The 12,422-nt window shown below is 63.2% G+C and carries 14 protein-coding genes; 5 read left to right on the top strand and 9 right to left on the bottom strand.

Annotation, left to right across the window (positions count from 1 at the left end):
* Position 1: 1 nt before the first annotated feature.
* Positions 2–523 carry a gamma-glutamylcyclotransferase gene (locus FAA86_RS08035; RefSeq protein ID WP_136539591.1) on the bottom strand — a complete coding sequence of 174 codons (522 nt, stop codon included), beginning with the start codon at positions 521–523 and terminating at the stop codon, positions 2–4.
* A gap of 48 nt (positions 524–571) precedes the next feature.
* On the opposite strand from FAA86_RS08035, the gene FAA86_RS08030 reads away from it, so the two are divergent.
* A complete protein-coding gene (locus FAA86_RS08030; protein ID WP_136539589.1) occupies positions 572–1,582 on the top strand; it encodes a DUF2125 domain-containing protein in 1,011 nt (336 codons plus the stop codon).
* 10 nt (positions 1,583–1,592) lie between these two features.
* On the opposite strand, the gene FAA86_RS08025 is transcribed toward FAA86_RS08030, so the two are convergent.
* From FAA86_RS08025 to FAA86_RS08015, 3 genes are all read right to left on the bottom strand, one after another.
* Entirely contained in the window at positions 1,593–2,534 is a 942-nt protein-coding gene (locus FAA86_RS08025) for a prephenate/arogenate dehydrogenase family protein (RefSeq protein ID WP_246035030.1), read from the bottom strand.
* Positions 2,516–3,619 carry a histidinol-phosphate transaminase gene (gene hisC / locus FAA86_RS08020; protein ID WP_136539585.1) on the bottom strand — a complete coding sequence of 368 codons (1,104 nt, stop codon included), beginning with the start codon at positions 3,617–3,619 and terminating at the stop codon, positions 2,516–2,518. Before hisC ends, FAA86_RS08025 begins: the two co-directional genes overlap by 19 nt.
* A 117-nt stretch (positions 3,620–3,736) precedes the next feature.
* Entirely contained in the window at positions 3,737–4,489 is a 753-nt protein-coding gene (locus FAA86_RS08015; protein WP_136539583.1) for a class I SAM-dependent methyltransferase, read from the bottom strand.
* A gap of 91 nt (positions 4,490–4,580) precedes the next feature.
* Here FAA86_RS08015 and gloB point away from each other — a divergent pair, with 91 nt between their 5' ends.
* Positions 4,581–5,351, top strand: coding sequence for a hydroxyacylglutathione hydrolase (gene gloB / locus FAA86_RS08010; RefSeq protein WP_113461446.1), 771 nt, complete (start codon positions 4,581–4,583; stop codon positions 5,349–5,351).
* Positions 5,351–5,773 (top strand): cupin domain-containing protein, encoded by a 423-nt coding sequence (locus FAA86_RS08005; protein ID WP_136539581.1) that lies wholly within the window; start codon positions 5,351–5,353, stop codon positions 5,771–5,773. The genes gloB and FAA86_RS08005 overlap by 1 nt, the downstream gene beginning before the upstream one ends.
* A gap of 9 nt (positions 5,774–5,782) precedes the next feature.
* On the opposite strand, the gene FAA86_RS08000 is transcribed toward FAA86_RS08005, so the two are convergent.
* From FAA86_RS08000 to FAA86_RS07990, 3 genes are read right to left on the bottom strand one after another with little or no spacing between them, the layout of a single operon-like run.
* Complete coding sequence (locus FAA86_RS08000) at positions 5,783–6,424, bottom strand: lysoplasmalogenase family protein (RefSeq protein WP_136539579.1); 642 nt, start codon at positions 6,422–6,424, stop codon at positions 5,783–5,785.
* A gap of 11 nt (positions 6,425–6,435) precedes the next feature.
* A complete protein-coding gene (gene yddG / locus FAA86_RS07995) occupies positions 6,436–7,314 on the bottom strand; it encodes an aromatic amino acid exporter YddG (protein WP_136539577.1) in 879 nt (292 codons plus the stop codon).
* A gap of 33 nt (positions 7,315–7,347) precedes the next feature.
* Positions 7,348–8,109 (bottom strand): DUF3108 domain-containing protein, encoded by a 762-nt coding sequence (locus tag FAA86_RS07990; protein WP_113461450.1) that lies wholly within the window; start codon positions 8,107–8,109, stop codon positions 7,348–7,350.
* 237 nt (positions 8,110–8,346) lie between these two features.
* Between FAA86_RS07990 and rpmB the strand changes: the two genes are divergently transcribed.
* Positions 8,347–8,637, top strand: a complete 291-nt coding sequence (gene rpmB / locus FAA86_RS07985; RefSeq protein WP_113461451.1) for a 50S ribosomal protein L28 — start codon at positions 8,347–8,349, stop codon at positions 8,635–8,637.
* Positions 8,638–8,782: 145 nt separating this feature from the next.
* The gene (locus tag FAA86_RS07980; protein ID WP_113461452.1) at positions 8,783–9,421 is read left to right on the top strand and encodes a queuosine precursor transporter; all 639 of its coding nucleotides are present in this window, start codon (positions 8,783–8,785) and stop codon (positions 9,419–9,421) included.
* A 78-nt stretch (positions 9,422–9,499) separates the two neighbouring features.
* Here the strand turns inward: FAA86_RS07980 and FAA86_RS07975 are convergent, their stop codons facing one another.
* Together FAA86_RS07975 and cobT are read right to left on the bottom strand one after the other, a co-directional pair.
* On the bottom strand, positions 9,500–10,522 hold the full coding sequence (locus FAA86_RS07975; protein WP_136539575.1) for an esterase-like activity of phytase family protein: 1,023 nt from the start codon (positions 10,520–10,522) through the stop codon (positions 9,500–9,502).
* On the bottom strand, positions 10,515–12,410 hold the full coding sequence (cobT, locus tag FAA86_RS07970; RefSeq protein ID WP_136539573.1) for a cobaltochelatase subunit CobT: 1,896 nt from the start codon (positions 12,408–12,410) through the stop codon (positions 10,515–10,517). The genes FAA86_RS07975 and cobT overlap by 8 nt, the downstream gene beginning before the upstream one ends.
* Between the last annotated feature and the right edge of the window lie 12 nt (positions 12,411–12,422).

Below are 12,422 nucleotides of genomic sequence, written 5' to 3'. Positions count from 1 at the left end.
ATCAGTCTCGCGCGATCTGTGACGCCACGTTTTCGAGCCACTGGTCGCGGATGCCGAGCTCGCGCATATGGGCGACGGTGTTGGCGACGTAGACGGGATTGGGCCCCGACCGCCCGACGGCAGCCTTGACGATCCGGGCGGCCTCCTCGACCGTGACGGCGCCCGCATATTGCGGATGGGCCCGGTCGATGACGTAGGTGAGCGCGCGGACATCGCGACCATCGGCCAGGAGGGTGCGGACATGGCGCTCGAGATAGACGCTGGTGACCAGCTCGCGCTCGCGCAGATAGTCGACGGTGGCGGTCCAATCGGACGGCGAGACGCGGAAGGCCACACCCTTGCAGGAGCCGCCGCGGTCGAGACCGAGAACGAGGCCGGGACGCTCTTCGGTGCCGCGATGGACATAGGACCGGACACAGAGTGCACGACGATAGCCACCGAGCCGGGCCAGCACCCGCTCCTCATAGGGAAAGCCGGGATTCCACATCAGCGAGCCGTAGCCAAAGACCCAAAATTCGTCCATATCGCACGCCAATCCAACAATTCGCCTGATCGCAACGAGGAGTAACCCATGGCCATGTCGACCGACTCGCAAAGCCCGGTCAGCCGAAAGGTTGTTCGGCTGGGCGTTTTGATCGTCCTCGTCATCGCTGTCTATAGCGTCGGGTGGTATTTCGCAGCCGAATATCTGAAGAATCGCATCCTGACCTTCTTCGCCGGCGGAAACCCGGCCGGTGTCACCGCCTCATGCGAGAATGCGGACATGGGCGGCTACCCCTTCCGGTTCCGACTGAACTGCTCGCGCCTCTCCTTCGACGACCACTTCCAGGGTGTGGCCGCGTCCTTCGGCCCCGTGCGGGCGGCGGCCCAGATCTACAATCCGGGCCATGTGGTCTGGGAGCTGGATGGACCGGCCGAGATCCGCTCGGCGCTCGGCTTCAACACGGCGCTCGACTGGACCAACATGCAGTCGAGCTTCAGGATCGGACTGTCCGGCCTGTCGCGCAGTTCGCTGATGATGGAAGGGCTCAACGCCACGGTGACCTCCACCGTCTCCAGCCTGCAGCTTCAGGTAACGGCGCCGAGTGCCCAGTCGCATGTCCGCCAGAACGAAGGCAATTTGGATTACGCGACACTCGTGCGCGACGTCTCGGTTTCCATCGACGGCACGAAGATCGCCCTGCCGCCGGTTTCGGCAAGCCTCGACGCCACCTTCGTCGACAAGGGCGGCCTGCTCGACCCGCGCGTCGCGCAGGAGCAGCGGCTCTACGGCACCAGGGGCGAGATCCGCCGCATGGTGGTCGACCTCGGCGAGGGACGTGTGCTGACGCTCAGCGGACCCTTCGAAGTGGGCGAAGACGGCCTTATCTCCGGGCGCATCAAGGTGGAAGTCGAGCAGATCAAGGCTTGGCGCGACGCCATGAAGACCGCCTATCCGGAACAGTCCGACATGATCGACAACGTCGCGAACGTGCTCAGAGCGCTTGCCTTCGGCCGCGATGACAGCGAGGCCGAGATCACCATCCAGAACGGCGTCGCCGCGCTCGGCTTCATCCCGCTCGGCCAGATCCCGCCGCTCTGACGGAAAACCCTTACTTGTCGAGCGCGTGGCGTCCGAAGTCCGGCACGTCGACATCCTGGCCCGCCTGGACGATCGAGCGGCGGATGGTGCGGGTGCGTGAGAAGAGCTCGAACAGCTTGTCGCCCTCGCCCCAGCGGATCGCCCGCTGCAGATAGGCGAGATCTTCCGAAAAGCGCGCCAGCATTTCCAGGATCGCATCCTTGTTATGCAGGCAGACATCCCGCCACATGGTCGGGTCCGAGGCGGCAAGACGGGTGAAATCGCGGAAACCCGAGGCCGAATATTTGATGACTTCCGATTCCGTCACCGTCTCCAGATCGTCGGCCGTGCCGACGATGTTGTAGGCGATGATATGCGGCAGGTGCGAGACGATGGCGAGCACCTTGTCGTGGTGCTGCGGGTCCATCTCATCGCACATCGACCCCAGCGCTTCCCAGAAGCCGCGCAACCGCGCGAGGGCATCCGCATCCGTGCCTTCGAGCGGCGTGAAGATACACCAGCGGCCCTTGAACAGGCCGGAGAAGCCGGCATCCGGACCCGACTTCTCGGTACCCGCCAGCGGGTGACCTGGAATGAAATGCACACTCTCAGGCATATGCGGCGCCATCTGCGCGATCACGGACGCCTTGGTCGAGCCGACATCGGTGACGATGGCGCCGGGTTTCAAGTGCGGCGCGATCTGCTGGGCCACGGCCTCCGAGGCACCGACAGGCACTGAGACGATCACGAGATCCGCATCCTTGACGGCTTCGGCAGCGGAGGCGACGTAGGAAGTGCCGAGTTCCAGTTCTTCCGCCCGCTTCAGCGTCTCTAGGCTGCGGGTCGAGATGACGACCTCTTTCGCCAGCCCAAGCTTCTTGACGTCGCGGGCGATCGACGAGCCGATGAGGCCGATGCCGATCAGGGCGATGCGGTCGAACAGGATTTCAGACATCACGTGCGTTCCATGAATTCGGTGAGGGCAGCGATCACGCCGACATTGGCCTCTTCGCTGCCGATCGTCATGCGGAGAGCATTGGGAAAACCATAGGACGAGACGGCGCGCAAGACGAAGCCGCGTTCCGTCAAAAAGGTGTCGGCATCCGACGCCCGCTTTCCGTCGCTGTCGGGGAAGTGGATCAGGATGAAATTGGTGACCGACGGCGTGACCTCGAGACCGACGGCCGTCAGCGCTTGCGAAACGCGGGCAAGCCAGAGCTGATTTTGCGCGACGGCTGTCGCGACATGCGCCTGATCGCGCATCGCCGCGGCTCCGGCCAGGAGCGCCGGCGTGTTGATGTTGAACGGCCCACGCACCCGGTTCATCGTGTCGATGATCTCGGCCGGGCCATAGATCCAGCCGATGCGCAGGGCTGCCAGCCCATACACCTTGGCGAAGGTGCGGGTCATCACGACATTGCGGTTAGCGGAGACGAGTTCGATCCCGGCCTCGTAGTCATTGCGGCGAACATATTCGGCATAGGCCGCGTCGAGCACGAGGATGACATGCGCAGGCAGGCTCGCATGCAGCCGCTTGATGTCGGCATAGGGCACATAGGTGCCGGTGGGATTGCCGGGATTGGTGACGAAGACAATCTTCGTGCGCTCGGTGACAGCAGCCAAGATCGCATCGACATCGACCCGCCGATCGGTCTCCTTCACCGTGACCGGCGTACCGCCGGCCGCAAGGATCTGGATGCGATACAGCAGAAAGCCATGTTCGGTGATGATGGCCTCGTCACCGGGACCGAGATAGATATTGGCAAGCAATGAGAGAAGTTCGCCCGAACCATTGCCGCAGAGGATATTGGCCGGGTTCAGCCCATGCACCTCAGCGATGGCATCCCGCAGCATCCGTGCCTGACCGTCGGGATAAAGCTCGAGCTTCTCAGCCGCCGTCTTGAAAGCCTCGATCGCCTTCGGGCTTGCGCCGAGCGGGGTTTCGTTTGACGAAAGCTTGTAGACGCGCGCGACCCCACCCGCATGCTCCTTGCCGGGAACATAGGCGGCGATATCCATCACTCCCAAACGCGGGACTGGCTTTGTCGAGGCATTCATGAGGCGCATTCCCGACCTTCGGGCGGTAGGAGGCCGCCCCTTCTGAGGGGTTTGGGATTACTGCGGAAAGCCGGGTTTGTCGAGGCGGCGAGCGCCGAGACGAGAGCGAAGCGCGCTTTACACCTTCGGCGGCCGGACACGGGTGGTCGGCACGCCCTGGGGCGCGAGCACCGGAGCAAAGACGCGGCGAGACGCACGCGAGGCGACCGGCAGCCCCTGATAGAGCCGCTTCTGGGCCTCGACCACGATCACACCGGAAAAGGCCGGCCAGAGGATGCGGCCGAGGCGCTCGAATCCACGCCTCAGCCTGAGGATCGCCCGGATCTTCGACGGTGGGAAGAACAGCGCTTCCGCCGAGGCGCCGGGGGTGAAATTCGTCTCCCGCAGCAGCGAGGTCAGCTGCCCGCGGGAATAGGGTCGACCGGAACCGAACGGCGTATGTTCCATCCGCGCCCAGACGCCGCGACGGTTCGGCACGACGATGACCAGCCGGCCACCGGGGGCGAGCACGCGCCAGATCTCCTTCAGCGTCTCGCGCGGGTTCTCGGCAAATTCCAGCGAATGGACCATCAGGACACGATCGACGGAACTGTCCGACAACGGCAACTCCTCGTCGAACACCAGGGCCGTCGCCGAGGGCTCGCCGAGCGGCCAGTTCACCGCACCCTGCCCGGCCGGCATGAAGGCCATGGTGCGCTCGGTATCGGCGCGAAAGCGATCAAGGAAAGGGGTGCAATAGCCAAGGCCGACCAGCCGCTCCTGCGGAAGGCGCGCCCAGACCGAAGACAGCGCCATCGCGATCGACTGCTCCGCCACGCGACCCAGCATCGTGTAATAGAACTGCCTTAGATCGACGATATCGACATGCATGAACTTATTGTTAGCAGCCCATCCTTGGAGATCAAGCCGCGACGGGCTACATTCGAGGCAACGAGGTGGGACATAAAAAAGCGGATCAACAATGAAATCACTGCAGATCGAGGTATTCCTCTGCCGAAGTGACAACTTCGGCGTGCTTCTTCACTGCCCTGAGACGGGGGAAACGGCAACGATCGACGCTCCGGAATTCGATCCGATCGTCAAGGCGGCGGAGAAGCGGGGCTGGAAGATTACCCATATCTTCACCACCCATCATCACGGTGACCATGTCGAAGCGAACCTGGCGCTGAAGGAAAAATACGGCTGCGAGATCATCGGTCCGCGTGACGAGGCAGCGGCCATTCCGGGCATCGACAGGACCGTGGGAGACGGTGACGAGTTCACCTTCGGCAATCGCCCGGTGCGGGTGATCGAAACGCCAGGCCATACCGCAGGACACATCTGCTACCACCTGCCCGAGGACATGCTGCTCTTTGCCGCCGATACCCTGTTTGCGCTGGGCTGCGGACGGCTCTTCGAGCGCTCGGCCATGGACATGTGGCATTCGTTGCAGAAGCTTGCCTCCCTGCCCGATGAGACGATCGTCTATTTCGGTCATGAATACACGCTCTCCAATGCCCGGTTTGCGCTGACCGTCGACCCGGAAAACGCCCGCCTGCGCTCCCGTGCCGAACTGATCGAGATGCAGCGCAAGCGCGGCGACTTCACCATTCCGACCACGATCGGGCTGGAGAAGGAGACCAACCCCTTCCTGCGGGCCGGCGATCCGGACATCCGCCGCACGCTCGGCATGGAAGGCGCGACCAATGACGAGGTCTTCGCCGAAATCCGCAAGCGCAAGGACGCTTTCTGATGCAGGCAGCCGACATCATCGAGACCCTCGGCATGCAGCGTCATCCCGAGGGTGGCTGGTACGTGGAAACCTACCGGGACGGAAACGGCGGTCCGCGCGGTCATTCCACCGCGATCTACTACCTCTTGCAGAAGGGCGAGCGGTCCCACTGGCACAAGGTGAAGGATGCGGCAGAAGCCTGGCATTACTACGCCGGTGCGCCGCTTGCCCTGCATCGCTCCAAGGACGGCGTATCGCATGAGACGGTGACGCTTGGTCTCGATCTTGCGGCCGGCCAGCGCCCACAGGCGATCATCGATGCCGATGAATGGCAGGCTGCAGAAAGCCTCGGCGACTTTACGCTGGTCGGCTGCACGGTGGCGCCGGGTTTCGACTTCTCCGCCTTCGAGATGGCGCCGCCCGACTGGGCACCCGGCCGTTAAGGCGAAGGATCAAGTTTCCGACAGTGTCAGCGTCAGGATCACCTGCGCCGCATAATAGGTGACCCAGACGACATAGGCGGCAGCGCTGTCGATGGGGTGATCCGGCCCGGTCCAGTATTTCCGGATGGTCAAGACGATATCGGAAAAGATGAACAGCGTTGCGCCGATGAAGACCAACGGATCGGCAAGGCCGAGCGTCAGCCAGACGAGCACCATGAAAAGCAGGACGTATACGCCGATCGGCAGTACCATGCGGCCCGCGGGCCTCCAGATGCGCATCAGCACGCCGAAGGTGAGGAGCGCCACCATCGCTCCGGCAATGAGCCTCCAGGCATCCGCCATGGCAATGGCAGGATCGGCGATGGTGGCAAGCAGCGCCACATAGGCAATGTGGGCGGAGAGGAAGAAGCCTACCCCACCGATGAAGGCACGATCGCCCTCGAAGGCGAGCGACCAGTCACCCAGCGCTCCGAGCGCAAGGGCGGCCACGAGAAGCGGATGCGCCTCGACGAGATAGGCATAGAGAGAAAGAAGCAGAACGGGGGCCGTCTTCCAGACGGCCCGGAACACGGTCTTCTCCTTCGGCAGGATCCAGAGATAGCTGGTACCGAGCGCGACCGAGAGCCAGAGGATGCCGGTCGCACTTGCCATTCAGTCCCCCGTCAGTTCGGCCGTTCCTTGTTCCGAAAAACCATATCGCGAGCCGCGAGCACCGCGCCACCGGTGATGAGCAGGCATGACAGGCCAATTCTGACACTAAGTTCGCCAAACCCAAAAATGATCAGGATCAGGGTAGAGAGGAGCGGCGCGGCATAGCTTGAGGCGCCGAGGATCTGGATGTCGCCATTCTTGACGCCGTAGTCCCAGACGTAGAAGGCAAGTCCCACCGGAAGAAGGCCAAGGCCGACGACGGCAGCCCATTGGGACGCCGTATCGGGCCAGACGGTGGTCTCGAGTGCGAGATGGCAGAAGAGCGAGAGGATCGACGTTGCAAGGCAGAAGCCGGTGACCACATCGGTCGAGACCTTCTCGAACTTGCGGCTGATGAGTGAATATCCCGCCCAGGTGAAGGCGCAGAGAAAGGCCGTGAAATAGCCGAGGCTATAGGCGGGATCGAAGGCAAAACCGTTCTTGCCGATGATCAGTACGGTACCGGCAAGGCCGGCAAGCGCGCCGACGATATGGTGCCAGCCGAGCTTCTCGCCCGGCAGAAGCGCCGATCCGACGACGATGAACAGCGGCCAGAGATAGGCGATCAGGCCCGCCTCGACGGCCGGCGCATTCCGGAGCGCCGTGAAGTAGAGGAAGTGATAGCCGAAGAGGCCGCCGACACCGGCAAGCCAGACCTTGGGCGGCTGGCGCAATTCCTTCAGGCGCGCCGGCCGCGCGATGAACGGAAGAATGCCGGGCAGGCTGCCGATGGCGAAGGTGATCGCCGAAAGCTGGAAGGGCGGCATGGTGCCCGAAGCCGCCGTCATGAGCGCGAGAAAGGACCACATCAGGATCGCGGTGAACCCGATGAGCGTTGCCTTGGTCTTCATGAAATCCCCTGATGCGGGGCCCGCCCGCTGAAACTACCCGTCGAACTTTTCTGCGGTCACATGCACCGTCCCGTAACGGGTCGGGATCTTCGCATAGACTGGAGCATATAGCTTCAGCGTCGCCGTCTTGGCAAACCAGATCTCCATGCCGGTGACCGACTTCAGATATTCGATGTCCTTGCGGCCCTTGCGATAGCCGGACTTCGGCACGTAGCGGACGGAGCAGACGATCGCATCCCCCTTGGCCTTGCCCGCCGAGAAGCGCTCGGAACGGTTCGGGGAGAGCACGAGATCCATCCGGCTCTCACCGTCATAGACGGGCAGCGTCTGCTGGCAGACGTCGGCATCTCCGGGAATGAGCAAGGCGCCGATGGGATCGAAGACGGCACGCAGATCGGCAGCCGGCACCGGCACCCAGGACTTCGGCTTCGGCCGTTCCGGTGTCACGCGGGTTTCGACGACATTGCCTTCGGAGAACAGGACCTCGTAGACATGTTTACGCTTGCCGCTCTTGTAGCCGAGCACGTAGCGCTCTGGCCGCATGACGCCGCCTGTCATCCGGCCGGAGACGCTGCTATCGGCGGAGACCTCGCGAACGATGTCGATGAGGCTCGAGGAGTGAAACCGCCCGGAGATCGTGTAGCGCCCACCCGAGACTTCCGTCTCGAAAGTCATGCGGGCAATCGGCAACACGCCGAGCGACACGCTGTAGGACGTGTCGTAGCGATAATCGGCGGCCTGGCCGACACCGGCGATCAGGACGAGAAAGGCGGTAACCAGACCGGTCGGACGCAAGGACCATCTCCATCAGGGGAATGCCGGCGATCCGGCTTCGATAGCATGCATAGTCGCGGTGGACTGTGGCAAGAAAATATCCTAGAGCGCCTTGAGCCCGGAAAATCCAAGGTTTGGCTTGACGCGCCGGTTCTCACTGACTATAGAACCGCAACTTTCCAATCAGACGCTGTTGGATTGCCTCGCCGGCATTTGGCCGGAAGCGATGCGATGGCCTAGAAAAACAATAGGTGTACCATGTCCCGCAGTTGCGAATTGACCGGCAAGGGCGTCCAGTCGGGCAACAACGTGAGCCACGCGAACAACAAGACCAAGCGCCGGTTCCTGCCGAACCTGTGCGACGTTACGCTGATCTCGGACGCTCTGAACCAGCGCTTCCGCCTGCGCGTTTCGGCTGCTGCCCTGCGCACGGTCGAGCATCGCGGTGGTCTCGATGCCTTCCTTCTCAAGGCTTCTGAAAACGACCTGAGCATGCGCGCTCGTCTGCTGCGTCGCCAGATCGTCAAGAAGACCGCTGAAGCCGCTTAATAGCGTCATTCGGCCAGACTTTCGAAAGGCTTGACCGGATCCCCGGCCAAGCCTTTTCGTTTGAGGTGAGCACGCAGGACCAGCCTGCGGCGCCTTCGATTACATTGTTGTTCCTCCAACTGGTGGCATCACCCAGGATAAAAAAATGCTGAACAAGCGCTATTTCCTTATCTACAGCCTGCTGATGACGGCCGTCGTGGTCGCATCGAACTTCCTCGTCCAGTATCCGGTCAGCGGCATGCTGGCGGGCATCAATCTCGCCGACCTCCTGACCTTTGGCGCCTTCACCTATCCGATCGCCTTCCTCGTCACCGACCTGACCAACCGTCAGTTCGGCCCTCAGGTTGCGCGGCGCGTCGTGCTCGTCGGCTTCATCGCCGGTGTTCTCCTGTCGATCCTGCTCGCAACGCCGCGCATTGCGGTTGCCTCCGGCACGGCCTTCCTCGTCGGCCAGCTTCTGGATATCTCGGTGTTCAACCGGCTGCGCCAGCAGTCCTGGTGGAAGGCGCCGCTGATGGGCTCGCTGATCGGCTCGGTTCTCGACACGATCATCTTCTTCTCCATCTCCTTTGCGCCCGTCTTCGGCTTCATCGGTCCGAACGACGATTTCGCGATCGCGACGGCCCCGATCCTCGGCGTCATGACCGCAGAAGCCCCGCGCTGGATCTCCTGGGCGATCGCCGACTTCGGCGTGAAGATGCTGATCGGCGTGATCATGCTCTTGCCCTATGGCGCCCTGATGAGCGTCGTGCGCCCCATGCCGACGGCCTCGCGCACGATCTGACGCCAAGATCACGACACGAAAAGACAGACAGCCCCGGGTGACCGGGGCTGTTTGCGTTTCAGACTGTGCTGGGACATGTCAGCCCTGCGGCTGCAGCCTGAATTCCAGCATCAGAGTTCGCTGCAGAATGGAATGGTTGTCATCGGAGACGACGATGAGGCGCACGGAGCCATCCGGCTCGGGGATCGCGTCGAGCCCTTCCATATTGTCGATCTGGGAGCGGTAATTGGCTTCGAAAAGGATCTCTCCGTCGACCACCGCATCCGGCCTGACGCTGTCGCCTTCGATGCGCCGCAGGCGCATGCCGACACCGGTCGCGATCGAGAAGCGGCGCTCCAGCAGCAGGAGATCGCCATCGGGCAGGAAGGTCGCATCGGTAATCTCGAACTCGTCGCGCGGTCGCACCCGGAACTGACCGGGCAGCGGCCCGCCCACAATGGCGGCATAGATATTGCCGTTCTCGTCGAAACTCTTCTCGGTGATCGCCACCAGAGCGCCCGCAATCGCGCTGCCCTGCGGCGCGATGACGAGCGACTCGAAGCCGCCATTGCTGTGCAGGATGTCGAGGTCGAAGGGGAAGTCGAGCGGGGTAAATGGCAGGGCCTTGCCGAGATCGGAGAGCGGCGCATAGGTCACCACGCGATGGCGCTGCTCGAAGCCGACAAAGGCCCTGTCGCCATCCAGCGCCAGGCTTTCGGCATCCACCTGGAATTTGCTCTGGCTTTCCTGCCCCGACGCATCGAGAAGCGGAGCCAGGCGAACCGCCTCGACGCCTGAAAGATGTCCCTCGCCATCCCGCAGGATGCGGCCTTCGATCCAGTAGCCGGTATCGAAGACGCCAAGGAAAGCCTGGTCGTCGCGGAAGCGGATCGAGGAAAAGGCGCCGAAGAGCGGCTCGGGCGAGGACAGCTCAAGGCCGCCGAGGAACGTGAGCCCGGGCGCAATCGTCGGACTGCCGCCAAGTTCCGCAATCACAGTGCTTTCAACCGCGATGGGCAGCGTGTCGCCCGGCAGGATGGTTGCCGGCGTGCAGGACGCCAGCGCCGTGAAGACGGAGATCGCGCAGGCGCTTGCCAGCGTCCGGGCCTTTCGCTCAGGCACGCAGACGCGCCCGGCCCGAGCCTCCGGATGGCTGCTCCTCGAAGAGCGAGGCCAGCTGTTCGGTCATCGCGCCAGCCAGTTCGTCGGCATCCACGATAGTGACGGCGCGGCGATAGTAGCGCGTGACGTCGTGGCCGATACCGATCGCCAGGAGCTCGACCGGCGAGCGGGTCTCGATCTGCTCGATGACGGCGCGCAGGTGGCGCTCGAGATAGTTGCCGGGGTTCACCGACAGCGTCGAATCGTCGACCGGCGCACCGTCCGAAATCATCATCAGGATCTTGCGCTGCTCGCGGCGACCGATCAGGCGGTTATGCGCCCACATCAGCGCTTCGCCGTCGATGTTTTCCTTGAGCAGGCCTTCGCGCATCATCAGGCCAAGATTGCGGCGCGACCGGCGCCAGGGAGCGTCCGCCGACTTGTAGATGATGTGGCGCAGATCATTGAGACGGCCGGGCGCCGGCGGCTTGCCGCCTGCGAGCCACTTCTCTCTGGACTGGCCGCCCTTCCAGGCCTTGGTGGTGAAGCCGAGGATCTCGACCTTGACGCCGCAGCGCTCCAGCGTGCGCGCCAGAATGTCGGCGCAGGAGGCAGCCACCGTGATCGGGCGACCGCGCATCGAGCCGGAATTGTCGATGACCAGGGTCACGACCGTATCGCGGAACTTGGTGTCCTTCTCCTTCTTGAAGGAGAGCGGCTGCATCGGGTCGATGATCAGCCGGGTGAGACGCGCCGGATCGAGATAGCCCTCTTCCAGGTCGAAGTCCCAGGAGCGGTTCTGCTGCGCCATCAGGCGGCGCTGCAGGCGGTTTGCCAGTCGGCCGACGGCACCCTGCAGATGGGCAAGCTGCTTGTCGAGGAAGGCGCGCAGACGTTCCAGTTCGGCCTCGTCGCAAAGCTCTTCCGCGGTGATCTCCTCGTCGAATTCCTGGGTGAAGATCTTGTAGTCGACCTTCTCGTTGAAATCGTCGAAGGGGGTTGCCGGACGGCGCATCTCGCCGGGCGTCTCGCTGTCGTCGTCACCCTCGTCCGACATCTCCTCTTCGGAGATCTCGGCACCATCCATCTCGCCGTCGTCGAGCTGCTCCTGCGAGGCTTCGCTCTCCTCGGCGGGCGCAGACTCCTGACCTGCCTCCTCCTCGGCGCTTTCCTGGTCCTGCTCGCCGCTGCGCGGCTGCTCCTCGTCGGTCGACTGCTCGTCTTCGCTTTGCTCCTGGTCGTCCCCCATGTCCTCGGCCATATCCATGGCCGAAAGCATATGGCGGATCACGCGGGAAAAGGCCTGCTGGTCTTCAATGACAGTGGAGAGATTGTCGAGGTCGGCACCGGCCTTGTCCTCGATGAAGGGACGCCAGAGATCGAGCACCTTGCCGGCGGACTCAGGGGCTTTCTGGCCGGTCAGCTTCTCGCGCACCAGCATGGCGACCGCTTCACCGATCGGAGCATCTTCCTGGCGGCTGATCGTCGAGAAATTGGCTTTCGCGTATTTCTCGGTGTTCATCGACTGGATGTTGGAGGCCACACCCGGCATGCGCAGCGAGCCGAGCGATTCCACGCGCGCCTGCTCGACGGCATCGAAGATCGCACGTGCATCGGCACCCTGCGGGGCCATGGCCGCATGGACCTTCTGGTCGTGGCAGGCGAGCCTGAGCGCCATGGAATCGCCGAGACCGCGGGTGACGGCAAGCTCATGAGCCGTCGGACGCTTCGAAAGCTCCGGCAGCCGGATCCGCTCACCGGCAAGGCCGGGACGCTCATTCGCAAAGGCGACCTCGACCTGCGGATCGCCTGCGATGGAGCGCACGCAGCCGGTGATGGCACGGCGCATCGGCTCCGTGTCTACACCGCCGCCGGCTCTCGCCTTCGAATTGTCGCCGCGCCCTGCCATGCTTCTTCAGTC

It is taken from the genome of Rhizobium rosettiformans W3 (assembly GCF_004912135.1).
GTDB lineage: Bacteria > Pseudomonadota > Alphaproteobacteria > Rhizobiales > Rhizobiaceae > Allorhizobium > Allorhizobium rosettiformans.
The sequence above is the reverse complement of the archived record's forward strand: the minus strand, read 5'-3'. Positions and strand labels throughout refer to the sequence as shown.